Source organism: Drancourtella massiliensis (assembly GCF_016900655.1).
Taxonomy (GTDB): Bacteria; Bacillota; Clostridia; order Lachnospirales; family Lachnospiraceae; genus Sellimonas; species Sellimonas catena.
This window is the reverse complement of record NZ_JACJKH010000001.1, coordinates 38,577-64,431: the sequence shown is the minus strand read 5'-3', so window position 1 is coordinate 64,431 and position 25,855 is coordinate 38,577. Positions and strand designations below refer to the sequence as shown.

Annotated in this window: 21 protein-coding genes and 4 tRNA genes; 2 read left to right on the top strand and 23 right to left on the bottom strand. The window is 47.2% G+C overall.

Features of this window, described 5'->3' with window-relative positions; translation table 11 throughout:
- Nucleotides 1-4: 4 nt before the first annotated feature.
- The 8 genes from H6A32_RS00330 to H6A32_RS00295 form a co-directional block, all read right to left on the bottom strand.
- Nucleotides 5-78 (bottom strand) — tRNA-Met (locus H6A32_RS00330).
- 26 nt (nt 79-104) lie between these two features.
- Nucleotides 105-177, bottom strand: a tRNA-Val gene (locus H6A32_RS00325).
- 7 nt (nt 178-184) lie between these two features.
- Nucleotides 185-258, bottom strand: a tRNA-Met gene (locus H6A32_RS00320).
- Between the two features lie 24 nt (nt 259-282).
- Nucleotides 283-355 (bottom strand) — tRNA-Val (locus H6A32_RS00315).
- 188 nt (nt 356-543) lie between these two features.
- Nucleotides 544-1,878 carry an NADP-specific glutamate dehydrogenase gene (gene gdhA / locus H6A32_RS00310; RefSeq protein WP_118635729.1) on the bottom strand — a complete coding sequence of 445 codons (1,335 nt, stop codon included), beginning with the start codon at nt 1,876-1,878 and terminating at the stop codon, nt 544-546.
- A gap of 103 nt (nt 1,879-1,981) precedes the next feature.
- Nucleotides 1,982-2,446: a MarR family winged helix-turn-helix transcriptional regulator gene (locus tag H6A32_RS00305; protein ID WP_087167364.1), complete on the bottom strand. Its 465-nt coding sequence runs from the start codon at nt 2,444-2,446 to the stop codon at nt 1,982-1,984.
- Nucleotides 2,447-2,590: 144 nt separating this feature from the next.
- The gene (locus tag H6A32_RS00300) at nt 2,591-6,388 is read right to left on the bottom strand and encodes a phosphoribosylformylglycinamidine synthase (RefSeq protein WP_204863490.1); all 3,798 of its coding nucleotides are present in this window, start codon (nt 6,386-6,388) and stop codon (nt 2,591-2,593) included.
- A gap of 108 nt (nt 6,389-6,496) precedes the next feature.
- Nucleotides 6,497-7,198, bottom strand: a complete 702-nt coding sequence (locus H6A32_RS00295; RefSeq protein WP_204863489.1) for a TIGR01906 family membrane protein — start codon at nt 7,196-7,198, stop codon at nt 6,497-6,499.
- Between the two features lie 140 nt (nt 7,199-7,338).
- Here H6A32_RS00295 and H6A32_RS00290 point away from each other — a divergent pair, with 140 nt between their 5' ends.
- Nucleotides 7,339-8,211, top strand: a complete 873-nt coding sequence (locus H6A32_RS00290) for a LysR family transcriptional regulator (protein ID WP_171027881.1) — start codon at nt 7,339-7,341, stop codon at nt 8,209-8,211.
- 40 nt (nt 8,212-8,251) lie between these two features.
- Here H6A32_RS00290 and H6A32_RS00285 read toward each other — a convergent pair whose 3' ends face one another.
- From H6A32_RS00285 to H6A32_RS00250, 8 genes are all read right to left on the bottom strand, one after another.
- Entirely contained in the window at nt 8,252-10,627 is a 2,376-nt protein-coding gene (locus tag H6A32_RS00285) for an ATP-dependent DNA helicase (RefSeq protein ID WP_204863488.1), read from the bottom strand.
- 132 nt (nt 10,628-10,759) lie between these two features.
- Nucleotides 10,760-10,987 (bottom strand): HPr family phosphocarrier protein, encoded by a 228-nt coding sequence (locus H6A32_RS00280; RefSeq protein WP_087167369.1) that lies wholly within the window; start codon nt 10,985-10,987, stop codon nt 10,760-10,762.
- Nucleotides 10,988-11,130: 143 nt separating this feature from the next.
- On the bottom strand, nt 11,131-11,910 hold the full coding sequence (locus H6A32_RS00275) for a TIGR03915 family putative DNA repair protein (protein ID WP_118635733.1): 780 nt from the start codon (nt 11,908-11,910) through the stop codon (nt 11,131-11,133).
- Nucleotides 11,907-13,226 carry a putative DNA modification/repair radical SAM protein gene (locus tag H6A32_RS00270; protein WP_242960088.1) on the bottom strand — a complete coding sequence of 440 codons (1,320 nt, stop codon included), beginning with the start codon at nt 13,224-13,226 and terminating at the stop codon, nt 11,907-11,909. Before H6A32_RS00270 ends, H6A32_RS00275 begins: the two co-directional genes overlap by 4 nt.
- 123 nt (nt 13,227-13,349) lie before the next feature.
- Entirely contained in the window at nt 13,350-13,805 is a 456-nt protein-coding gene (locus H6A32_RS00265; protein WP_118635735.1) for a GAF domain-containing protein, read from the bottom strand.
- The gene (locus tag H6A32_RS00260) at nt 13,802-14,644 is read right to left on the bottom strand and encodes an Mrp/NBP35 family ATP-binding protein (RefSeq protein WP_087167373.1); all 843 of its coding nucleotides are present in this window, start codon (nt 14,642-14,644) and stop codon (nt 13,802-13,804) included. The genes H6A32_RS00265 and H6A32_RS00260 overlap by 4 nt, the downstream gene beginning before the upstream one ends.
- 13 nt (nt 14,645-14,657) lie before the next feature.
- Entirely contained in the window at nt 14,658-15,035 is a 378-nt protein-coding gene (locus tag H6A32_RS00255) for a RidA family protein (protein ID WP_087167374.1), read from the bottom strand.
- 85 nt (nt 15,036-15,120) lie between these two features.
- Entirely contained in the window at nt 15,121-16,299 is a 1,179-nt protein-coding gene (locus H6A32_RS00250; RefSeq protein ID WP_204863487.1) for an iron-containing alcohol dehydrogenase, read from the bottom strand.
- 156 nt (nt 16,300-16,455) lie between these two features.
- On the opposite strand from H6A32_RS00250, the gene H6A32_RS00245 reads away from it, so the two are divergent.
- On the top strand, nt 16,456-16,854 hold the full coding sequence (locus H6A32_RS00245) for a metal-dependent transcriptional regulator (protein ID WP_087167376.1): 399 nt from the start codon (nt 16,456-16,458) through the stop codon (nt 16,852-16,854).
- Between the two features lie 42 nt (nt 16,855-16,896).
- On the opposite strand, the gene H6A32_RS00240 is transcribed toward H6A32_RS00245, so the two are convergent.
- From H6A32_RS00240 to hrcA, 7 genes are all read right to left on the bottom strand, one after another.
- Nucleotides 16,897-17,814: a SufB/SufD family protein gene (locus H6A32_RS00240; RefSeq protein ID WP_430749562.1), complete on the bottom strand. Its 918-nt coding sequence runs from the start codon at nt 17,812-17,814 to the stop codon at nt 16,897-16,899.
- A 27-nt stretch (nt 17,815-17,841) separates the two neighbouring features.
- Nucleotides 17,842-18,579 carry an ABC transporter ATP-binding protein gene (locus H6A32_RS00235; RefSeq protein WP_087167378.1) on the bottom strand — a complete coding sequence of 246 codons (738 nt, stop codon included), beginning with the start codon at nt 18,577-18,579 and terminating at the stop codon, nt 17,842-17,844.
- 95 nt (nt 18,580-18,674) lie between these two features.
- Nucleotides 18,675-20,570 (bottom strand): heavy metal translocating P-type ATPase, encoded by a 1,896-nt coding sequence (locus H6A32_RS00230; RefSeq protein WP_087167379.1) that lies wholly within the window; start codon nt 20,568-20,570, stop codon nt 18,675-18,677.
- Nucleotides 20,571-20,819: 249 nt separating this feature from the next.
- The gene (gene dnaJ / locus H6A32_RS00225) at nt 20,820-22,019 is read right to left on the bottom strand and encodes a molecular chaperone DnaJ (protein WP_087167380.1); all 1,200 of its coding nucleotides are present in this window, start codon (nt 22,017-22,019) and stop codon (nt 20,820-20,822) included.
- 145 nt (nt 22,020-22,164) lie between these two features.
- Entirely contained in the window at nt 22,165-24,039 is a 1,875-nt protein-coding gene (gene dnaK / locus H6A32_RS00220) for a molecular chaperone DnaK (RefSeq protein WP_087167381.1), read from the bottom strand.
- A gap of 31 nt (nt 24,040-24,070) precedes the next feature.
- Complete coding sequence (gene grpE, locus H6A32_RS00215) at nt 24,071-24,691, bottom strand: nucleotide exchange factor GrpE (protein WP_087167520.1); 621 nt, start codon at nt 24,689-24,691, stop codon at nt 24,071-24,073.
- Between the two features lie 53 nt (nt 24,692-24,744).
- Nucleotides 24,745-25,785, bottom strand: coding sequence for a heat-inducible transcriptional repressor HrcA (gene hrcA / locus H6A32_RS00210; protein WP_087167382.1), 1,041 nt, complete (start codon nt 25,783-25,785; stop codon nt 24,745-24,747).
- Nucleotides 25,786-25,855: the final 70 nt, after the last annotated feature.

Here is a 25,855-nt window from a genome sequence, read left to right as displayed (position 1 = left end):
GTAGTAGCGGGAACTGGATTCGAACCAGCGACACTACGGGTATGAACCGTATGCTCTAGCCAACTGAGCTATCCCGCCATATGTTTTGTAATTTTCATAAGAAATGGGACCTATAGGGCTCGAACCTATGACCCTCTGCTTGTAAGGCAGATGCTCTCCCAGCTGAGCTAAGATCCCATATGAATAGCGGGAACTGGATTCGAACCAGCGACACTACGGGTATGAACCGTATGCTCTAGCCAACTGAGCTATCCCGCCATATGTTCGTAATTTCTTACGAAATGGGACCTATAGGGCTCGAACCTATGACCCTCTGCTTGTAAGGCAGATGCTCTCCCAGCTGAGCTAAGATCCCATATATCGCGGGTCGCTTTCGCAACCCGCTTGATTATTATACTATTAACATCTGATAAATGTCAACACTTTTTTTATCTTTTTTGACATAGATTTTTTCACTTTTTTTGGTGGTCTTTGCGGCTTTTTCCGTTTCAGACTGTTATAGCAGGATCTCAATGAATCTGCGTCTTTATTTTGCGGAAATTTTTAAACAATTCCCTGAGCTTCCATTGCGGCTGCTACTTTTTCAAATCCGGCAATGTTTGCTCCTACAACATAGTTGCCTTCGCATCCGTATCTCTTTGCTGCGTCTGTTGCGTTGTGGCAGATGTTTACCATGATGTTTTTCAGTTTCGCATCAACTTCTTCAAAAGACCAGCTCAAACGCTCGCTGTTCTGTGACATCTCCAGTGCGGATGTTGCAACACCGCCGGCGTTGGATGCTTTTCCAGGTGCGAAGAGCACGCCGTTTGCCTGTAAGTATTCTGTTGCTTCCATTGTAGTCGGCATGTTTGCTCCTTCTGCAACTGCGATACATCCGTTTGCCACAAGCTGTTTTGCATCTTCAAGGTGCAGTTCGTTCTGTGTTGCGCAAGGAAGTGCGATGTCACATTTTACGGACCATACACCTGCACCTTCATGGTATTCGGAGTTCGGACGGTATGTCTTGTACTCGGTCAGTCTTGCACGTTTTACTTCTTTGATCTCTTTCACTGCATCCAGATCAATGCCTTCCGGATCGTAGATCCATCCGGTAGAATCGCTCATGGTCACGACTTTTGCACCCATCTGTACTGCTTTTTCTGCTGCATAGATCGCAACATTTCCTGCTCCGGAGATGGCAATGACTTTATCTTTCATGTCTTTGCCTGCAAGTTTTAACATTTCTTCCGTGAAGTAAAGCAGTCCGTATCCTGTTGCTTCTGTACGAACAAGGGATCCTCCATAAGTCAGACCCTTTCCTGTGAGCACGCCTTCAAATACGCCACGGATTCTCTTGTACTGTCCGAACATGTAGCCGATCTCTCTTGCCCCTGTTCCGATGTCTCCGGCCGGCACGTCTGTGTCCGCTCCAATGTATTTGCACAGCTCTGTCATGAAGCTCTGACAGAATGCCATGATCTCTCTGTCGGATTTTCCTTTTGGATCAAAGTCAGATCCGCCTTTTCCTCCGCCGATTGGAAGACCTGTCAGGGAGTTTTTGAAAATCTGCTCAAATCCAAGGAATTTAATAATGCTTAAATTTACAGACGGATGGAGTCTGAGTCCTCCTTTGTATGGTCCGATTGCGCTGTTGAACTGTACCCGGTATGCCTTATTGACATGTACCTGTCCGTTGTCGTCTACCCACGGCACACGGAAGAGCAGCTGTCTTTCTGGCTCTGTCAATCTTTCCAGAAGCGCTTCTTTTCTGTATTTATCTTCATTTGCCTCAATCACGACACGGAGAGATTCCAGAACTTCTTTGACAGCCTGGTGAAATTCCGGTTCGTTTGGGTTTTTCTTTACTACAAGGTCAATCACTTCATCTACGTATGACATAACATCTTCCTCCTACTTCTTTTCCTAAAAAAGTCTGCATAAACATACATCGCTTTTCTTCTTTAACACTGTAAAGCATTTTCATGTCATTGTCAAGAATTTTTTACCTTGTCTTTTTGGTTCGTTTTTCCTGATTTTCCATTCCCGCGGCCTTCTCATGGGCGGCTTTTGCCAGTATTCGCAGTTGTTCGGAAAACGGCTCCGGATCGATTTCGCTCTCGGCCAGCAGTTCTCCCCACCATTCCGTCAACTTGTCTTTCAGCTTCAGATACAGTTTTTCTCCGCTTTCTGAAAGCGAAATTTCGTATGTTTTTGCATTTCCCGGACGTTTTTCCCTGATTATATATCCACTTTTCTCGAGGCGACGCATCTCTCTCGTCGCCATTGCCTGATCCATGGCCATGGAATCGCACATCTCTCTCTGGCTGCACTTTGGATTGGCCCCAATATACATGACAAAATAATAGCTGGAATAGCCGATCCCGTACTGCTCCACCAGATGGTGCAGATACTTCTGTGACTGACGGTTTAGAATAGAAATATATTTTCCGATCTTACTGGACGGCATATCTGTCCCTCCCTTAATAAAACCATTAAGCAATTTTACGCTTACATTATAATCATCGTGTTTTCTTCTGTCAAATACTCAAGGGAAACGGAAAGAGGACAAATCCTGCTCTGATCTGTCCTCTTTCTCTATCAATTATATGCCCTATTTGAAATATGCGACGCCGGATTCAAAGATCTTCATATCCTGTTCGCCGTAAATATTGATTGCCACACCATCCGCTCTACGCTCGGAATGTGCCATCTTGCCAAGTACACGTCCGTCCGGGCTTGTGATACCTTCGATCGCGCGGTAGGAACCGTTAACATTCCATTCCTCGTCCATCGTTACATTTCCGTCCAGATCGCAGTACTGTGTCGCTACCTGTCCGTTTGCAAAGAGGATATTAAGCCATTCTTCATTTGCAACAAAACGTCCCTCCCCGTGGGAAGCCGGGTTTGTATAAACTCCGCCAAGCTCTGCCATCTGAAGCCATGGGGACTTGTTTGTAACTACTTTTGTGTAAACCATCTTGGAAATATGACGTCCAATGGTATTGTATGTCAATGTCGGCGCGTTTTCTGTCTGTCCGACAATCTTGCCGTGCGGAACAAGGCCCAGTTTGATCAGTGTCTGGAATCCGTTACAGATACCAAGCGCAAGACCGTCTCTTTCATTTAAGAGCTTCTCTACTGCTTCTTTCATCTTTGCGTTCTGGAATGCAGTCGCAAAGAACTTCGCAGATCCGTCCGGCTCATCTCCTGCGGAGAATCCGCCCGGGAACATAATAATCTGAGATTGTCCGATTGCCTTTTCAAACTCAGCTACAGAATCGCGGATATCAGCCGCATCCAGATTCCGGAATACCTTTGTAATCACCTTAGCACCTGCGCGCTCAAATGCCTTTGCACTGTCGTACTCGCAGTTTGTTCCCGGGAATACCGGAATAAAGACAGTCGGCTGCGCAATCTTGTGGGAGCAGATGTGAACTTTCTTTGTATCGTAGCATCCGTCTTCCGTGATACGTGCTTCCGGATCTGCCGGCGCCACATATACGGACTCCGGTGCTGATTCTTCACCTGAAACGGTTGCAAATACCTTTTCCAGAGGTGCTTTCCATGCTGACTTGGCTTCTGCAAGTGTAATTTCCGTATTTCCATAAGAGAAGGTACCGTTATCTGTCACTTCACCGATCACTGTATATGTAATCGCAAGTTTTCCGACTTTGTCTGCCGGTACTTCTGCGATAATATCTCCAAATCCCGGAGCAAAGAAATCTCTCGGGTCTACATTATGCTCAATCTTGACACCCATGCCGTTTCCGAATGCCATCTTGCTGACAGCCGCAGCAATACCGTGGCGGTCCAGAGCGTACGCGGAAACAATGTTTCCATTCTGAATGTCCTCGCGGAACTTTCCGTACTGATCCATGACCCGGCTGTAAACCGGGAGGCTGTACTGGTCTTTCTCAATGCGGAGCCATACAAGCTTATTGCCTGCTGTTTTGAGCTCCGGTGTAATGATGTCGCCAACCTTCGCAATGTCCACAGCAAAGGAAACCAGTGTCGGAGGTACATCGATATCCTGGAAGGTTCCGGACATACTGTCCTTTCCTCCGATGGATGGAAGTCCGTATCCGATCTGTGCGCTGTATGCACCAAGGAGTGCCGCAAACGGCTGACTCCAGCGTTTCGGATCTTCTGTCATTCTGCGGAAATACTCCTGGAATGTGAAGCGGATTTTCCGGTAATCTCCGCCGGAAGCTACGATCTTTGCGATGGACTCGGTCACTGCATAAACTGCTCCGTGATACGGGCTCCAGCTTGAAAGATACGGGTCAAATCCAAAGCTCATCATGGATACCGTATCACATGCCCCTTTCAGTACCGGAAGTTTGGCTACCATGGTCTGGGTCTCTGTCATCTGGTATTTTCCGCCGTGCGGCATGAAGACAGATCCTGCTCCGATGGAACCGTCAAACATCTCCACAAGTCCTTTCTGAGAACATACGTTAAGGTCTTTTAATGTATCAAGCCATGCTTCCTTCACATCCGGAACATCTTTGCGTTCTTCCAGCATGTTGCCGTCTTTTGACGGAATCTCAACAAAGACTTCTGTCTCCTGATGTGCTCCGTTTGTATCGAGGAATGCACGGGAAATGTTGACAATCTCTTTGCCTCTCCAGGAGAGTACAAGACGAGGCTCTTCTGTGACAACTGCCACTTCCACCGCCTCCAGGTTCTCCTCTTTGGCATACTCTAAAAACTGTGTGACATCTTTTGGATCTACTACAACGGCCATACGTTCCTGGGACTCGGAAATAGCGATCTCTGTTCCATCAAGTCCTGCGTATTTCTTCGGCACTTTGTCAAGATCCACTCTCAAACCATCTGCCAGCTCTCCGATCGCAACGGAAACTCCGCCTGCGCCAAAGTCATTACATTTCTTGATGAGACGGCTGACTTCTTCTCTGCGGAACATTCTCTGAATCTTACGCTCTGTCGGCGCATTTCCTTTCTGAACTTCCGCGCCACAGGTCTCGATGGATGCTTCTGTATGTACTTTGGAAGAACCGGTCGCACCGCCGCATCCGTCTCTTCCTGTCCGTCCGCCGAGCAGAATGATGATATCGCCCGGATCGGATGTCTCACGGATGACCGCACGTCTCGGAGCAGCGCCAAGGACAGCACCGATCTCCATACGTTTTGCCACGTAGTCCGGGTGGTAAATCTCTTTAACCATACCTGTCGCAAGTCCAATCTGGTTTCCGTAGGAGCTGTATCCATGGGCAGCCTCTCTGACAAGCTTCTTCTGAGGGAGCTTTCCTTTCATCGTATCTTTCACAGAAACGGTCGGATCTGCCGCTCCTGTCACACGCATAGCCTGGTAAACATAAGTACGGCCGGACAGCGGGTCACGGATGGCTCCGCCAAGGCAGGTTGCAGCGCCTCCAAACGGCTCGATCTCAGTCGGGTGATTGTGTGTCTCGTTCTTAAAGTTGACAAGCCACTCTTCTTCCTTTCCATCCACTTCGATCGGCACTACGATACTGCACGCATTGATCTCATCGGACTCCTCCTGATCCTGAAGCTTTCCTTCTTTTTTCAGCTTCCGCATTGCCATCAGGGCAAGGTCCATCAGGCAGACAAACTTGTCCTCTCTGCCTTTGAAAATTTCACTGTGTGTCTGTAAATATTCCCGGTATGTCTCTTCCAGAGGTTCACGGTAGTCTCCCTCTCCGAAAGTTACATTGGTAAGCTCAGTGGAGAATGTCGTATGACGGCAGTGATCAGACCAGTATGTATCCAGCACACGGATCTCTGTCATGGACGGATCACGCTTCTCCTCTGTCCGGAAATAATTCTGAATATGAAGGAAATCCTTAAATGTCATGGCAAGGCCAAGGGAATCATAAAGCTCTTTTAAGCTTCCCTCTTCCATGTCCTGGAAGCCGTCAAAAATCAGGACGTCTGCAGGCTCCTCAAACTGTGTCACCAGTGTTTCCGGCTTGTCCATTCCGGTTTCTCTGGAATCCACTGGGTTGATGCAGTGCGCCTTGATTGCCGCAAACTCCTCGTCGCTTACGCTTCCTTCAATTACGTAAGTTGTCGCCGTCTTGATTACCGGCTTTTCATCCTCACGGATAAACTGTACGCACTGTACAGCAGAATCCGCTCTCTGGTCAAACTGTCCCGGCAGGTACTCTACGGAAAATGCCCGCTCGTCCTCTTTCATCGGGAAAGTCTCTTTATATAAGGTATCTACCGGCGGTTCCGCAAACACACCGTTGCACGCTCTCTCAAATGTCTCGTCTGACAGATTTTCAATATCATAGCGGATCAGCACACGGACATTGGTCACGCCGCAAATCCCCAGGTAACTTTTGATCTCGTGTTTTAATGCTTTCGCCTGTACGGCAAAATCCTGCTTTTTCTCTGCATATACACGTCTTACACCGCTCATGAATTTCCTCCATTCTTCTTTTTACAAGATTATTCGATTCTGACCCTAGTGTATCATACTTTTCTTGATAAGTATAATTAATATATTTAAATTTACTTATAAGTTGTCCTAATTTTCTTTTTTCTTCCTCCAGATCCGAAGTCCAATACAGATCAATTCAAAGAAAATCAGAAAAGCAACAAAAAATCCCCCGATCCGCAGTGTCATATCGAAGAAAAATCCTTCCGGAAGCATCCGGATCATATAATCCGTGGCCGGGTCAAACATCCACAGATCATTGTCGAAAAACAGCTCATGGAAAATGACAAAGCACCGGTCAAAGTTCACGGCAATCGCAATTCCCAGAGCTGCTACCAGCGCCAGAAATACCCCGACCGTGATCTTATAAGCCTTCGGCAGAATCCGTTTGAGATCCGCCTTCAAAATGAGCAGAAGCACTACCGCCGCAGCCAGTATAACCGCCGCATATCTTCTGAGGGCAAACCCTCCAAGAAACAGATCCCGGACCTCTCCCATGTGGAACCGGTCCTGCTCATTAAAAAAGTCCTGACGCTCCCCATCAATCGTAGTCATGACGGAAAGCTCCTCCCGGTCTCCTCGTAAGTAGGACATCATCTTTTCCGTAACATCCATGATGTCGTCCATCTCCATCGGGAGTGTCTCCTGAATTTCATACTTTTCATATTCTTTCTGGTAAAAACCAAAATCACTGTATGCTGCGATCTCGAAAGCACTCAGCAGTAAAATCAGAATCAGCGAAACCGCTGCCGCTGCTGTCAGAAATCCGTGTAGCACTTTTTTTGTCTTCATTCTTATCGCCGTTCCTTTCTGTCTGTCTTCTTTTCCTATTATATATGCTGTCGGCCCGTCCTTCCAGCAAAACTTTTGTGCCTTGTTTTTTTCCCATTCTTTCCTTATAATAAAACTAGAATTTATAAGGAGGACTTATGATGGATATCAACTATGAATTATATAAAGTTTTTTACTATGTTGCGTCAAGTTTAAGCTTCTCCGAAGCATCCAAGCAGCTTTATATTTCCCAGTCCGCAGTCAGCCAGTCAATCAAGGCTCTGGAAAAGAAACTGGATCAGGTCCTGTTTATCCGGAGTACAAAGAAAGTCCAGCTCACTCCGGAAGGGGAGATCCTTCTGCGCCATGTGGAACCGGCCATGAATCTGATCAAAAGAGGAGAAAACCAGCTTCTGGAATCCGCCTCCACAGGCGGTCAGATCCGGATCGGGGCAAGTGATACCATCTGCCGCTACTTTCTTGTACCGTATCTGGAGCGTTTTCACAGGAGTTTTCCAAGTTCTCACATCAAGGTGACAAACCAGACGTCCATCAAATGCGTGGATCTTCTGGAAAACGGACAGGTGGATCTGATTTTTATCAATTACCCTAACAATTATATCAACCAGCTTTCTACTGTCAAAAAGATCAAAACGTTCCGGGACGTCTTTGTCGCCAATGATTCCTTCTCCCACCTGAAAGGGAAGAAACTTTCCTACCAGGAACTTTTGGATCAACCGATCCTGATGCTGGACCGGAAAAGTACGACCAGTGAATTCCTTCACAGTCTTTTTCAGCAGCATCAGCTGGATCTGGTACCGGAAATCGAACTGAGCAGCAATGATCTTCTCATCGATCTTGCAAAAATCGGCCTTGGCATCGCTTTCATTCCGGATTACTGTTTAAGCCGTGACCCGGAAGGGCTCTTTATCGTGGAGACAAAAGAAGAGCTGCCAAAGCGGCAGCTCCTGATCGCCTACAATGACCGGATTCCGATGTCCCGGTCTGTACAGGCTTTTCTCGATTACTTCTAATCTTTGGATCACAGCCGGATCCTTACGTTTTCGGAGTGTTCTATGGCTGCGTCCTGGTTTCATCCCAGAATGCAGCCACCGCTTCGGCCGTCTGGGGAAGCCGGATGGAGAAAGCCTTGCTCCATTCTCTGGGAAAGACCGCCCGGTACTGTCGAAGCAGGAAACGGTCGTCCAGAAGAAAAATCATTCCTCTGTCCGTATCGGTTCGGATCACCCGTCCAGCCGCCTGCATGACTTTATTCATTCCAGGATACAGGTAGGCATAATCAAATCCGCTCATTCCTTTTTCATCAAAATACTGCTTTAACAGCTCTCTCTCCAGACAGACCTGGGGAAGTCCTGTGCCGACAATCCACGTCCCGATCAGCCGCTCTTCTGTCAGATCGATCCCCTCTGAAAAAATCCCGCCCATCACGCAGAATCCGATCAGTGATCCGTCCCGCTCTTCCTCAAAGTAATTCAGAAATTCTTCCCGTTCTTCCTCCGTCATGCCCGGATCCTGAATCAGGCAGAAAATCTCCTCCTCTTCTTTCTGAAGTGCCAAAAAGGCCTCATACACATCATTTAAAAACCGATAGGATGGGAAAAAGGCAAGATAATTCCCATTTTTCTTTCGAACCGTCTCCAGCATATATCTGGCATACCGCTCGTACATCTCCTCACTGCGCCTCGTATATCGGGTCGTAACATCGCTTCCGATCAGAACACTTTTATTCTCTTCCGGAAACGGGGTATGGGCATACACCGCATAGTCATCTGTCTGCGTGCTCAACAGCTTCTTATAATATTGAATCGGAAGCAGGGTGGCCGAAAAGAAGATCGTGCTGACTCCATAATTCAGATACTCGCTTAAATTGACCGCCGGATTCACGCAGAACAGCCGGACATAAAACTTCCCTTCTTCGGTAAGCTCCGTATAAATCATATAATTTTCGTCCAGTTTATCATGAATATACAGAAAGTCCCGAATCTCAAAATACAGATCCAGCACCTTCTCCCGAATCTCTTCCTGACTGCACTCTTCCAGAAAACGCTCTATTTCGGTCATCACATTCATCAGACGGAGCACCAAATGGGAGACACTGGAATATAAAGCATGTCCCGGGCATTCCCTTTTCAGTGTCAGAAGCTGCTCATTACACCCGCTGATGGCTTTTCCCAGTTTTGCATCCTCCTCTTTTACCGCTCTTCTGACCTCCAGAAAATCTTCCTTGCAGATGGAGGCACTGTACATGGATCTCCCCCTTTCCACCAGATTGTGCGCCTCGTCAATCAAAAAGAGATACGCCTTCTTCGCTCCTTCTCCGAAAAAGCGCCTGAGATGGGCATTCGGATCAAATACATAATTGTAATCACAGATGACCGCATCAGTCCAGACAGAAAGATCCAGCGCCATCTCAAACGGACATACGGTATGCTTTCTTGCATAGGATTCAATCTGATCCCTGCTCATATCATCGGTGTGGGTCAGCATATCAAAGACCGCATCATTGACCCGGTCAAAGTGTCCTTTCGCATACGGGCAGGCATCCGGATTGCATTCCGCTTTTTCACAAAAGCAGATCTTCTCTTTTGCAGTCAGAGTAATAACCTTGCAGGCCAGTCCCTGCTCCTTTAACGTAAGGAAAGCCTTTTCCGCCACTGTCCTTGTGATCGTCTTGGCTGTCAGATAGAAGATCTGATTCGCCAGTCCTTCGCCAACCGCCTTTACCGCAGGGAACACTGTCGCCATCGTCTTCCCTACTCCTGTCGGCGCCTGAATAAACAGCTTCTTCTTCCTGAGAATCGACCGGTACACCGATACCACCAGATCTTTCTGCCCTTCCCGGTAACCGAAAGGGAACTCCACCTGTTTGATGGACTGATTCCTCTTTTGCCTCCACTCTATCTGAAAAACGGCCCATTTTTCATACCGGTGCACCAGATCAAAAAACCATTTCTTCAGTTCTTCACAGGAAAAAGTCTGATAAAAACGCTTTACTTCCTCTGTCTCCATCTGACAGTAGGTCATCTGTACTCCGATTTCAGAAAGTTCCTTTATGCTGGCGTATATATAGGCATAGCACTTTGCCTGGGCCAGATGCACCTTCTTCGGTTCTTTGATCAGATCCAGATCCTGCAGGATTCCCTTGATTTCATCCACTGCGGTCCGGCCATCCTCCTCAATAATTCCGTCCGCTCTTCCCTCCACTATAATATCCAGTTTCTCACACGGCACGACAATCTGAAGCGGCACCTCCGCATGATATCCGCCTCCCATCTGTCTTTGAATTTTCCGATGAATCCTTCCCCCAAGCAGCATGGCCTCTTTATCCGTTGTGCCTCCCTGTCTGCTGTCCAGATCTCCCTCTCTTAGAATAAACTCCACCAGATTTCGGACCGAAATCCGTACCTTCTCCTCTTTTTTCTCTTCCATCCCGGGTCACGTCTTTTCTTGCATTTTTGTCTAATCTTGTTTATTATAACATAAACACAGTATAAAAAAGAAGTGCTTCCCCGTCTTGTCGGAATGGAAACACTTCTTTTTTATACCCTGCCAAATGCCGCCTTATGCGACACAGAATTTATTCAAAGTTGCTTCAAAATGCGGATCGATTCCAGCATACTGCACAGTCAGAGTTTTGTTCAGATCGAGACTGAAAACGCCTAAAATCGATTTGGCATCTACGATGAATCGATTGTAAAATACATCGATATCAAAATCGCACTTTTCTGCGGATGTGACAAACTCATGGACATCTGCAGGGGTCAATTTGATTTTTCGTTTATGTTCCATTTGAATACACTCCCTTCTGTGTTCCCATGTATTATGCCATCATCTTTTTTGAAAATCAATCTGTAAAAATGCCAGTATTTTCCAGGTTTTCCTCTTTTCTTTGTCGAAACCGCTCAAAAAATCCGCAAAATGAAACTCCTGTCCTAAGACTGCTCTCCGTCCCGGTATTCTATCATTTCGCCCCGGTAGCGCAGCGGCATATTCATCTGCTGAAGCTTCAAATTCTTCCTTTCCTGAATCGTCACGCTCTTTTTAAATCCCTTCCATAATCTCTGCCACTCTTTTTCCTTTTCCGAAAACGATTTTTCTATTTCCCATTTGCGCTCTTCATCTCTGATAATCAGCCATGGCTTCTGTTTCGGGTGGATCAGAAAAGAAGCATGTGTCTCATCGCAGATCACAAAATCTTCCAGCGGGAACCGGTTGGAAAAATGATCAGCAATCCCCGGAAGGACAAAATTATGCGGTGTAATGCTGGCATAAAGAATCCCTCCTTCCAGCTCCTGAAAACGAAGAAACTCTTTCCACGCATGTGTTTCCCTGCCAACATTTCTGCTCAGTTCAAACACACGGCGCACCTCCGGATGGGAGAGATGCCCCATAATCTTCTTCCCGTCGGGAAGGTTTCTTGCCTCCATCATCATACGAAGAATCGCCGTTCCCTTTCCGGGATCTTCTGAAAGCAAGGCATATCCGACAGACAGTTCAGCCTCCTCTCCCAGATGGCGGTGAATCAGCCTGCGGACTGCCTCTGCTTTCTTTTCATCCTCTCTCACTTCCCGGTACTCACAGAACATCTCCTGCTGCACACTGCCCCAGAAAACAATCCCTGCCTCCTGGTCACTCCTGTCAAAGGTCCACGCATCATAGATGGCGGAGAGTACTCCTGTCATGGTCTCCGTACAGATATATCTTCGTTTCATCTTCCCACTTCCCCGATCTTCATGTCATCAAAAAGCGACAGCTGCCTGTAGGTAATCTCCCCAAGTCTCCCCGGAAGCTTCTCCCTCGGATCCAGAAGATTCCTTAAAATATAATCTTCATCCATCCGTATCGGATACATCATCTTCCCTTTGCATGTCACAAAATAAAGCGCCCGCTTCAACACAACGCCCATTTTCTTCAAATCTGTGAAATCCAGCGTTCCTGTTCTTCTTGCCCGCACAATCCGTCTGGCGGATGTATAGCCGATCCCCGGCACCCGAAGCAGCATCTGGTAATCAGCCCGGTTGACCTCCACCGGAAAATACTCCAGATGCCGCAGGGCCCAGTCGCACTTCGGATCCAGAACCAGATTGAAATTCGGGCGTTCTTCCGATAAAAGCTCCTCTGCCGAAAAATGATAATACCGCAGAAGCCAGTCCGCCTGGTACAATCTATGCTCCCGAAGAAGCGGCGGCCCAAGGTCCGTCCTTGCAGGAAGAGCAGAATCTTCATTCACATGAACAAACGCCGAGTAAAACACCCTCTTTAACTCAAACTTCTGATAAAGAGACTCTGCCACACGGATAATCTGATAATCGCTCTCCGGTGTTGCCCCGATAATCATCTGCGTACTCTGTCCTGCCGGAACAAACTGCGGCGCGTGCCGGTACAGCGCAAGCTCATGTGTATTCTCCTCCCGTTTCTTCTGTACATATCGCATCGGAGATAAAATATTTTTCCGGCTCTTATGAGGTGCCAGAAGATGCAGGCTCTCAGCCGTAGGAAGCTCCAGATTAATACTCATTCTGTCCGCAAGAAATCCCGTCATCCGAATCAGATCCTGAGATGCACCCGGTATTGCCTTTACATGAATATAACCCTGAAACCGGTACTGTGACCGCAGCCGGTATAAAGTCTCATAAATCAGGCGCATCGTATAGTCCGGACTTTTCATAATACCGGAACTTAAAAACAATCCTTCTATATAATTTCTCCGGTAAAACTCAATCGTAAGCCGGCAGACCTCATCCGGGGTAAAGGATGTCCGCTCCACATCATTGGACGCACGGTTAATACAGTACTTACAGTCAAAAATACATTCATTGGTAAACAGGATCTTTAAGAGGGAGACGCACCGTCCGTCCGGCGTAAAACTGTGGCAGATCCCTGCTTTCTCGCAATTCCCGATTCCAGTTCCGTCTCCCCTTCTCTGAGTGCCGCTGGAAGTACATGCCACGTCATATTTGGCTGCGTCAGAGAGAATGCTCAGCTTCTCATACAGCGTCTTTTCTTTCTGAATCCGAAAACAATCCACGTATCTCCCCTCCTCTTTTCGAACATATGTTCTTTTTATTATGATAGCACATACGTTCGGCATGCGCAAGGAGAAATTAAAAAACTCCATACAGGCAATGTTCTGTCTGTACAGAGTTTCTGATTATTTCCATATGCAGTTTTTCTCCAGCACTCTTACGATTTCCTTTAATCCCTCTTCGTCTTCCTCGGAAAAGCGTCCCACAAGCGGGCTGTCAATATCCAGCACTCCAATGACGTCGTCTCCGTCGTGGATCGGAAGGACAATCTCGGAATTCGATGCGCTGTCACAGGCGATATGCCCTTCAAATTCATGTACGTCGTACACTCTGAGCACCTGATCTTTCTGTGCCGCAGTTCCGCACACTCCCTGTCCCAGAGGGATCCGGATACAGGCTGTCTTTCCCTGAAATGGTCCAAGGTAAAGCGCTCCATCCTCCATCAGATAAAATCCGGCCCAGTTCAGATCCGGGAGTATCTGCCAGAGTAATGCGGACGCATTGGCCAGATTCGGAATAGGACGGCTCTGCGTCCCGGTCAGTGCATCCATCTGTTCTTTTAAAAGGCGATAATCGATCATGATTCCAACACCTGTGCTGCATCGCTTAAGTATGCATTGTTCACCTGGTCAAAGGCTTCGTTTTCCACTGCTTCTGTCAGCTTCGGATCGATCGGAATCCGGCCGAGTACCGGAATCTCCAGTTCTTTTGCAATGTCTTCAATATGACTCTTTCCAAAGACCTCGATCTTCCGTCCGCAGTCCGGGCACTCCAGATAACTGAAGTTTTCCACGATTCCAAGTACCGGAATATTCATGTCTTTTGCCATATGATATGCTTTCTTTACAATCATGCTGACAAGATCCTGCGGAGATGTCACAATTACGACACCGTCCACCGGAAGAGACTGGAATACCGTAAGCGGTACATCTCCGGTTCCAGGAGGCATATCTACGAAGAGATAATCTACGTCACCCCACATGACATCGGTCCAGAACTGAGTCACCACGCCTGCGATGATCGGTCCTCTCCAGATGACCGGGGTATCTTCTTTCTCCAGAAGCAGATTGACAGACATGATCTTCGTTCCGTCTTTTGCTACGCAAGGAAGCATTCCCTCTTCATTTCCAAGGGCCTGCTCATGGATTCCATACATCTTCGGGATCGATGGCCCTGTGATATCTGCATCCAAAATTCCCGCCGTATATCCTTTCTCAATCATCATTCTTGCAAGGGATGCCGTAACCATGGATTTACCGACTCCACCTTTTCCGCTGATGACTCCGATCACTTTTCTGACCGCTGAATACGGATTCGCCGGTTTTCTGAAATCCTTCTTCTGGCTGGTACATGTCGATGCATGAGCGCATCCGGCACATCCTTCTGAAGGACAGCTTTCCTGTTTCTTTTCTTCTGCCATGTCTTTAATGCTCCTATTCCTCTACTGCTGCGATCACTTCGATCTCGCAAAGTACATTCTTCGGCAGTTCCTTCACTGCCATGCAGCTTCTTGCCGGTTTGGATGTGAAATATTTTGCGTATACTTCATTAAATGCTGCAAAATTAGCCATATCGCTTAAGAAGCATGTTGTCTTTACAACATGATCAAAATCTGTTCCTGCTGCTTTTAATACTTCGCCGACATTCTTGCATGCCTGCTCTGCCTGACCTTCAATTGTGTCAGCCTCTACTGTATCCGTTGCCGGATTGATCGGAATCTGTCCTGCTGAGTAAAATACTCCTCCTGATACATATCCCTGAGAATAAGGCCCTAATGCTTTTGGTGCTTTTTCTGTTGCTACTACTTTCATCGTCTGTCACTCCTCTTATCGATATTTACAGTGTATTACTGCATCTTGTTATAGTATAACACCTTTTCTCCTGCTTTGGCAATTGCTAGTGATTGGCTTTCCGGAAAATTTCCAGCACATCGGAAGCGTCGAGCGGGCGGAGTACGGAAAGCCGGACGGTATCATTCATCGTCGCGTCCATAGCCAGCTCTTCCAGTGTTTTTTCATCCTGAATTCCGATTCCGAGTTCCCCAAGCGATACCGGCATTCCAATGCTTTTAAAATAGGATACGGTCTTTTCAATTCCTTCTCTTGCCGTTTCTTCCCTGCTGCCTTCAATGCCCCAGACCTGTTTTGCGTAGTGGACAAACCGGTTCACATCATTGGTCCACACATACTCCGCCCAGGAGCCCCAGACTGCGGTAAGAGTTGCCCCATGGGCACAGTCAAATCTTGCACTCAAGGCATGCCCCAGCTTGTGGACAGAAAAGTCTTTTGCTCTTCCAAGGCCCGTCAGGTTGTTATGGGAAAGACTGCCGCACCACATCAGCTCGCTCATGGCATCATAATCCGCCGGATTTTGAAGCGCCTTTCTTCCACTGTCGATAACGGTCCGCAGAAGTCCCTCCGCGATCTCATCCGTCATCCGGTTTTTCTGGTCCGGAATAAAATACCGTTCCAGTGTGTGCATCATGATATCCGCAATCCCGCATCCGATCTGGTATTTCGGAAGTGTAAAGGTAAGCTCCGGATTCATAATGGCAAAGGCCGGCCGGTTCAGCTCCGTTCCGAGACCCGATTTCTTCCCGATCACTTCATTGGTAAGGACCGCAGAGTCGCTTGTCTCACTTCCCGCGGCCGGAATCGTCAGCACAACGCCGACCTTTGTCGTCCTGGTCAGAGGCACTTTCTTCATCCAGATATCCCAAAGAGGAATCCCGGGATTTGCCACTCCATGGGCAATGGCCTTGGCCGTATCGATAGCGCTGCCTCCACCTACGCCCAGGATAAAATCCACCTTCTCCCGGATCCCTTTTTCCACCCCCTCTTCCGCAAATGCAAGCCCTGGATTTGGTTTTACGCCTCCAAACTCTGCATAGGCGATTCCCTCTTCTTCCAGCGACTTTTCAATCCGCTCCAGCAGTCCCGATCTTCTGGCGCTGCCTCCGCCGTATACAATCAGCGCTTTTGTCCCTCCATGCTTTTTCACTTCTCTGCCGCAGGAAACTTCTGTGTCTTTTCCAAACACAATCTCTGTCGGCACACAATATGTAAAATTCCGCATCTATCGTCCTCCTTCCAAGACTGTTTCTTAGCCTATTTTACCATAATCTTTTTCCTGCTGCCATTTCCCGGTTCATTTTTCAGAAGTATTTGAACTATCACAACAAATATGTTATCCTAAACTATAAAGATACTATATATGGAAGGAGGCACTCTGTTGAAGATACAGGAATCCGCTGAAAATTATCTGGAAACAATCCTGATGCTGGGAAAAGAAAAAGGAAATGTCCGTTCTATTGATATCGCAACTGCTCTTTCTTTTTCAAAGCCGAGTGTCAGTGTCGCCATGAAAAACCTGCGGGAGAATGGATATATTTTAATGGACAAGGACGGCTATATCGCATTGACAGAAAAGGGGCATGAGATTGCTGAGACCATTTACGAGCGTCACACCCTTCTTTCCAGCTTCCTGATGTATCTCGGCGTTTCCAGGGAAACTGCCACTCAGGACGCCTGCCGGATTGAACATGTCATCAGCCCGGAAAGTTTTGAGGCCTTAAAGCAGCATGTATACAGCCACAAGGAAATTATGGATTTAAATGATGTGAAGATGTAGTCAAAACAGGGAGGCATAACCTCCCTGTTTTTTCCTTCCTGTTTAGTTGAGGAAATTTTCAATGATGACGCCTTCCGCTTCCTCCTCATTAAGTCCAAACGTCTGAAGCTTCAAAAGCTGTTCACTGTTGATCCTTCCAATTGCCGCTTCATGTATAATCTGAGCATCCACATTTCTCGCGTCAATCTCCGGAATGGAGCGTACCTGAGCATCATTCATAATAATCGAATCACACTGAATATGGGCATGGCAGGCCGCCTTTCCGACTGCCCTCGGATGGAAGGTCTGGATGGACTCTCCCTTTGCCACGGACCGTGAAATGATCTGTGCCGAGCTTGCATCCCCGTTCATAATCACCTTCATGTTGGAGACCGCTTCCTGTTTATCGTGTGTCATCAGTTTTTCTGTCACGGTAAGACGGCTTCCCGCCTCCATGGTAATATCGGTTTCCCTTTTTGTCGAGTCCACTCCCTCGATCTGTACCGTGTCCATGGTAAAAATGGAGTTTTCGCCGACATAGATATCGGTTACCGGATTTAAGATACGGGCTCCTGTTCCTTCTCCTTCACCATAATGCTTTTCTTCGTAATGGACGGACGCATTCTTTCCGATATGGAACGTATGAATTCCGTCATGTCTTGCATCGTTGCATCCGGAATTGTGGATTCCGCATCCTGCAATGATGGTTACCTTTGCTCCATCCTCAATGTAAAAATCGTTGTAGACAACATCTGTCATTCCGGAACTGGAAACAACAACCGGAATGTGTACCGTCTCTCCGTTCGTATCTTTATCAATATAGATATCAATTCCCTGCCTGTCCTCTTTTTTGCGGATTTTGACATGCTCGCTGTCCCCGTGGCAGATGGAAATTCCGTTTTCACGCAGATTGAAGGCTCCTTCCTGTTTGAATCCTTCCCCGTCAATCATACGAAGTACTTTCTCTGTAATCTTATCCAGCATCATCTTCTTGCACCTTCTTCCTTCTTATACCGCTGCGCCCTGATTTTTCAGGCACTGTGGATGGCTGATGGCTTCTCCTGTCAAATACGGCAGAATCTCCTGTGTTGGTCCGCACTTTGTCACCTGTCCGCCGTCAATAATCATGACACGGTCCGCCATTTGAATAATCCGTTCCTGATGAGAGATCAGAAGCAGACTCTCCTTTTTCTCCGTATGAAGCTTTTGAAATTCTTCTACCAGCATGGCAAAACTCCAAAGATCAATCCCGGCCTCCGGTTCATCAAAAATGCAGAGCTTATGCTTTTTCACAAGAACCGTGGCAATCTCAATCCGCTTCATCTCGCCTCCGGAAAGAGTCGCATCCACTTCCCGGTCCAGATATTCCTCCGCGCAGAGGCCTACCCGGCTCAAAAGCCCGCAGCAGATATGCTTCGGAAGATCCGTTCCCGCAGCCAGGCTCAGCAGTCTTCTGACAGTCATTCCTTTAAACCGGGGCGGCTGCTGAAACGCAAAACCAATTCCAGCTTTCGCACGCTCATAAATCGGAAGACTCGTAATGTCCTGCCCGTCCAGCCAGATCTTCCCTTCGGTCGCTTTATAAAGCCCCATCATGAGTTTGGCAATCGTGGATTTGCCTCCGCCGTTTGGTCCGGTCACAACGAGCATCTCTCCGTCTTTTACTTCAAAGCTGACATCTTTTAGTATTTCCTGCTTTTTTCCATCTTCTTCTATTTCATAAGAAAGGTGTTCTACTTTCAGCATGTTTCCCCATCTCCTTTTATCTGTTCATGATTTAGTATGCCAAAAAGATGCCGTAAAGTAAACACACATTCCTGCTTCTTTACAACATCTTTTTCCTATTTACTGCCGTCTGTCTTCAGCGCCCGCATGGCATTAAGGATTGCGATGACTGCAACTCCGACATCGGCAAAAACCGCTTCCCACATATTGGCCATTCCAAATGCGCCCAGAACCAGCACGAGCGCCTTCACCGCGAGAGCAAATACAATATTCTGGCGGACAATCCGAATGGTCTTTCTGGCAATCGCCGTAATCTTCGCGATTTTGGCCGTATCATCATCCATCAGGACAATGTCCGCCGCCTCAATGGCCGCATCTGATCCCATGCTTCCCATGGCAATTCCCACATCTGCCCTTCCAAGAACCGGAGCATCATTGATACCGTCCCCGACAAAGGCAAGTTTTGCTCTTTTTTCTCCACTGCCGCTCATCTCGTCAAGAAGCTGTTCCACCAGTTCTACCTTATCTCCCGGCAGTAGTTCTGTATAGACTTCATCGATTCCCAGCTCTTTTGCCGCTTCCTCCCCGGCCTCTTTTTTATCTCCGGTTAACATCACGGTCTTTTTCACGCCGGACTGTTTGAGAAGGCGGATTGTCTCCGGCGCCTGCTCTTTGATCGTATCGGAAATTACAACTGTTCCTTCAAATTTTCCGTCCAATGCGAGATATACAACCGTTCCGATACCCCGGTACGGCTCAAACGAGATCCCGTATGTCTGCATCAGCTTCCCGTTTCCGGCAAGAAGCTCTTTTCCCCGGTAAACGGCACAGATCCCGCATCCTGAGATTTCTTTTGCATCACTGATCTTTTCCGGCGTTACATCCTTTTTTTCTTCCAGATATGCTTCCCGTATGGACTGGGCAATAGGGTGATCGGAATACGCTTCCGCCGCGTAGGCAAGGGTTAAAAGCTCCCTTTTCTTCTGCTCCGGGAGAACCTCAGTCACCTTGAATTCCCCTTTTGTCAGTGTTCCGGTCTTGTCAAAAACAACTGTCTCCACATCCGCCATCGCTTCCAGATAATTGCTTCCTTTCACAAGTACCCCGGCCTTGGATGCAGCCCCGATACCACCAAAAAAACTGAGCGGTACAGAGATTACCAAAGCACACGGACACGAAATCACGAGAAAGATACACGCCCTCTGGATCCAGTTACTCCATCCTCCTCCCAGAACGACTGGAGGGAGAATCGCAAGAATCACTGCCGCAATGACAACTACCGGAGTATAATACTTTGCGAATCTGGTAATGAAGTTTTCCACTTTTGCCTTCTTGCTGCTGGCATTTTCCACCATCTCCAGAATCTTGGAAACTGTAGAATTCTCAAACTCTTTTGTCACACGTACATGGAGGATACCGTTTCCGTTAATACATCCGCTGATGATATCGGATCCCGGAGTCACTTTCCTTGGAACCGATTCTCCTGTCAATGCGGATGTATCGATCATAGAAGTTCCATCCACCACCACTCCGTCAAGCGGAATCCGCTCACCCGGTTTAATGATAATCACACTTCCAGTCTGAACATCATACGGATCGACCTGGACAAGCTGTCCATCCTCCTCCATGTTGGCATACTCCGGACAAATATCCATCAGTTCCGCGATCGATGCCCTTGAACGGTTCACCGCATAGCTCTGGAACCATTCCCCTACCTGATAAAAGAGCATGACGGCAACCGCTTCCGCATATTCACCTACTCCAAATGCCCCGAAAGTAGCAAGCGTCATAAGAAAGTTTTCATCAAAAATCTGTCCGTTCCGGATATTTCTGGCTGCCTTCCACAAAATATCCCAGCCTATTACCAGATATGGAATCAGATAAAGAAGAAATCCTTTCGGAAATTCTTTCATTCCTTTCACAGTTCCTGTCTCTTTAAGAATCAAGAGTACTGCATAGAGAAGAAATGCCACAGCAATTCTTACCAGCATCTTTTTCTGCTTTTTCGTCATTTTCCTTTTCCCTTCCGGCAGGCCTGTGCTTCCCACTGCCAGCCTGTATAACCATTCCGGATCCTGGCATTTGTCTCAATCCTGGAATTCCGGTATTTTATTAAAACATATGAGCAATTATTCATACATTCCGTTTTAACTATACATAGAATTGCAAGCCCTGTCAATAGGTTTTCAGAAAATCTTCCGAACGGGTTTTCAGCAGAAAAAAAAGCTGCGGGTTGCTTCTCCCCGCAGCTGTATGTTTTCTTAATCGTCCCTCTCCTCGAAGGTCTCTTTTAATTTGTCCATAAAGCCTTTTTTCTTCGGTTTCTCCGGTTTTTCTTTTTCCGGTTCCGGCTGATTCAGGGAATTGCCTGAAAGAGCGTCAAACCGTTTGAGTGCTTCCTTTGCTTCCGGACTTAATTTTTCCGGTGTCTGGATCACAAGGGTGACGTACTGGTCTCCCCTCACCTTTGGATTCCGCACGGACGGTACTCCTTTGCCTTTCAGTCTTACCTTCGTATCTGTCTTTGTTCCAGGTTTAACAGTATAGATGACTTCCCCATCCACCGTCTTGATGCGCACATCTCCGCCGAGGGCTGCCTGTGCAAATGAAATCGGCGCTGTGGAGAAAATATTCATGTCCTGTCTCTGGAAGATCGGATGTCTGGATACCGTTACTTCCACAAGCAGATCTCCTCTTGGTCCTCCATTGGTACCCGGCTCACCTTTGTCCCGTATTCTGACACTCTGTCCATTGTCGATTCCGGCCGGAATTGATACCTGAATGGTTTTCTTGCTTGAGATATAACCAGTCCCTGCGCAGTCCGGACACTTTTCACGAATAATCTTGCCGGAGCCATGACAGTCCGGACATGTCTGTACATTCTGCACCGTTCCAAAGAAAGACTGTGAGGTGTAGACAACCTGGCCTCTGCCGCCACATCTCGGACACGTCTCCGGACTGGTTCCCGGTTTTGCTCCTGTTCCCTGACATTTCTCACATGGATCTTTCAGAACGATCTCAATTTCCTTTTCACAGCCGAACACAGCCTCTTCAAAGGTGATCCGGACTCCTTTCCGGATATTCATCCCCTTCATCGGGCCGTTACTGGTGCGGCCGCTTCTTCTTCCGCCGCCGAAAAAGTCTCCGAAAATATCACCGAAAATATCGCTGAAATCCGCACCGCTGAAATCAAAGCCGCCGAATCCGCCTGCACCGCCTGCACCGCCGCCTTCAAATGCCGCATGACCAAACTGATCATACTGACGGCGCTTATCCGGATCACTTAATACAGCATACGCTTCAGAAGCTTCTTTGAACTTTCTTTCTGCTTCCGCATCTCCTGGATTCATATCCGGATGATATTTTTTCGCAAGCTGACGGTATGCTTTTTTCAGTGTTGCGTCATCGGCATCTCTGGATACTCCCAGGACTTCATAGTAGTCTCTCTTTGCCTCTGCCATAATCGTTACCTTCCCTTTCTATACAGTAGGCGCTGCCGCGTATCCTACATTTCGGTATCGGGGACCCCGGATCAAGCCGGAATCCACACACGCACAGAGATTGCGCCGGGCGCAATCTCTGTGTTCTGCCTGTTATCCGGCAGGATTATACTTCTTTATAGTCTCCGTCTACGACATCGTCATATCCTTCCGGTGCCGGTCCTGACTGTGCATTTCCACCCTGAGGTCCTGCTCCCTGAGCACCGCCCTGTGGATTTGCCTGCTCATACATCTTTGTGAAAAGTTCCTGAGAACTTGTCATCAGTTTCTCTTTTGCAGCTTTGATTTCAGCGATATTCGCTTCTGTCATTTCTTCTGCATTCGGATATTTTGCAAGGATATCCTTAAGAGCCTGAATATCAGCCTCTACTGCTGATTTTCCGGCTGCATCGATCTTGTCTCCAACATCTTTAAGTGCTTTTTCTGTCTGGAATACAATCGCATCTGCCTCATTCTTTGTATCAACAGCTTCTTTTCTCTTCTTGTCTGCCGCTTCAAATTCTGCTGCTTCTTTAACTGCTCTGTCGATATCTTCATCAGACATGTTGGAACCTGCTGTAATTGTGATGTGCTGTTCTTTTCCTGTTCCAAGGTCTTTTGCAGATACATTTACAATACCATTTGCATCGATATCGAATGTTACTTCAATCTGCGGGATTCCACGTGGTGCCGGCGGAATTCCATCCAGTCTGAACTGTCCGAGGGACTTGTTGTCTCTTGCGAACTGTCTTTCACCCTGTACAACATTGATATCTACTGCTGTCTGGTTGTCTGCAGCTGTAGAGAAGATCTGGCTCTTCTTTGTCGGGATTGTTGTATTTCTTTCAATCAGCCTTGTTGCAACACCACCCATTGTTTCGATGGAAAGTGACAGTGGTGTAACATCAAGAAGAAGGATGTCGCCTGCGCCTGCTTCTCCGGCAAGTTTACCACCCTGGATGGAAGCACCAAGTGCAACACATTCATCCGGATTCAGAGATTTGCTTGGCTCTTTTCCTGTCAGCTGTCTTACTTTATCCTGTACAGCCGGAATACGTGTAGAACCACCTACCAGAAGTACCTGGCCAAGATCTGACGGACGAAGTCCTGCGTCAGAAAGCGCTCTCTGAACAGGCTCTGCTGTCTTTTCTACCAGATCGCTTGTCAGTTCATCAAATTTTGCTCTTGTCAGATCCATATCAAAATGTTTCGGTCCTTCAGATGTTGCTGTGATGAACGGAAGGTTGATATTGGTTGTTGTAGCGGAAGAAAGTTCTTTCTTTGCTTTTTCTGCCGCTTCTTTTAATCTCTGAAGAGCCATCTTGTCATTAGAAAGGTCTACGCCTTCTTTTGCCTTGAAATCAGCCAGCATGTAGTCTGTGATCTTCTGGTCGAAGTCGTCACCGCCAAGTCTGTTGTTTCCGGCTGTGGAAAGTACTTCGATAACACCGTCTCCGATATCGATGATGGAAACGTCGAATGTACCGCCGCCAAGGTCGTATACCATGATCTTCTGTTCTTTTTCATTGTCAAGTCCGTAAGCAAGTGCTGCTGCTGTAGGCTCGTTGATGATACGTTTTACATCCAGTCCTGCGATTTTACCGGCATCCTTTGTTGCCTGACGCTGTGCATCATTAAAGTAAGCAGGCACTGTAATAACTGCTTCTGTCACTTTCTCACCAAGGTATCCTTCTGCGTCTGCTTTCAGTTTCTGAAGGATCATTGCAGAAATCTCCTGCGGAGAATACTGTTTTCCGTCGATGTTTACTTTCTCATTTGTTCCCATCTTCCTTTTGATGGAAGAAATTGTTTTGTCTGCATTTGTAACTGCCTGACGTTTTGCAGGTTCACCTACAAGACGTTCTCCGTTCTTTGTAAATGCGACTACAGATGGAGTCGTTCTTGCGCCTTCTGTATTTGCGATAACGGTCGGCTGTCCACCTTCCATTACGGCAACACAACTGTTTGTTGTACCTAAGTCAATACCAATAATTTTGCCCATAATGCATTCCTCCTGATTTATTTCATTTTTCTTAATTAGCTACTTTTACCATGCTGTGTCTTACCACACTGTCACGGTACATATACCCTTTCTGGAATTCCTCCACGATAATATTCTCACCGGCTTCTTCGTCTTCCACATGCATCACCGCATTATGAAAGTCCGGATTGAATTCCTGTCCCAGGGCCTCGATCTGCTTGACGCCTGCGTCTTCCAGCGTCTTCATAAGCTGTCTATATACTTTATCCATGCCGTCTACAAACGGATCGTCTTTCTTTCCGTCTTCAACGCTCTGGAACCCTCTCTCGAAATTATCGATAACAGGCAGGATCTTCTCAATGATGTCCTTTGCTCCAATCTCATACATGGCCGATTTTTCTTTTTCAGTACGCTTTCTGTAATTGTCAAACTCCGCCATCTGGCGTGTCAGCTTATCGGTCAGATCTTCGATCTTCTCATCTTTTGGATCCTTTTTATTCTTTCTTTTAAAGAATCCCTTCTTTTCTTTGCCGTCGTCCGAAGCTTCCTGGCCGTCTGTGCTTTCCGGCGCGCCGGTCTCTTCCGCTTCATCCTGTGCGGTTTCATCCTCTACAGGAATCTCACCGTTTTGCTCAGCCTGCTTTTTCGCTTCTTCTACGGCCTCTTTTACCATTTCTTCCTGATTCTTACTTTCTCCCACCAGGATACCACCTTTCTGCTTTTGCTCTATTCTTTTTTGTGAAATATCGTATCCAGCTCAGTCTGCAGTGTTTTCAGTGTGTCCATGACATGTTCATAGTCCATACGCTTCGGTCCGATAATCCCTATCGTTCCCTGCATGCCTTCTCCTAATTCATAGGTTGCTGTCACAATACTGCAGTCCTTCATGTTCTGTACCGGAGTCTCATTTCCGATATAAACCTGTATTCCCTTAGTGTCACTGGAAAGTGTCTGGGTGACAAGTTCCGAAAGCTGCTGTTTTTCCTCAAAGGCACTGATGATTTCCTGTGCGCTTTGCTTGTCGGATAATTCCGGATAACGGAAAATGTTGGTGGCTCCGCTTGTATAGATCTCCATGTCCTGATCGAGCTGAATCACATTGCCTACCGCATCCAGCACATCGCTGATCACTCCGCTGTGAATGCCTGCCTGTTCTTTGAGCTTGGCAATCAGTCCCAGTGTAATCTGATCGATGGACATGCCGTTCAGCGTCGTATTCAAAAGCATGTTCAGCTTTAGAAGCGTCTCGCTTCCCAGATCCTGGTCAACCCGGATGATCTGGTTCTTGACAATGTTTCCTTCCAGCACAATGACTGCGATCAACTGTTCCTCATCAACCTGGGAAAGCTGAATAAATTTCAGCCGGTTTTTCATGCTGACAGGCGCGGATACCATCGTGGCGTAATTTGTATTGTTAGCCAGTACTTTCGCCGCCTGTTTCAAAAGCTGATCCATCTTATCCGCCTTCTGAAGCATCTGTTCCTTGATTTCCGTCACTTCCTGCTCTTTATCCTGCATGAGCATATCGACATAAAGCCGATATCCCTTGTCAGACGGAATACGTCCTGCAGACGTATGAGGCTGAAAAATATATCCAAGTTCTTCCAGATCCGCCATCTCATTCCGGATTGTAGCGGAACTTAAATTCAGATCGGTGTACTTGGAAATTGTTCTGGAACCAACCGGCTCACCTGTCTCCAGATAGTTCTGAATGACTGCTTTTAATATCTTCAGTTTTCTTTCACTCAGTTCCCGGATTAATTCCATTCAGATCCTCCTTCCGTCTTATTAGCACTCATTTATTTCGAGTGCTAATATCTACGTTTACTAATTTAGC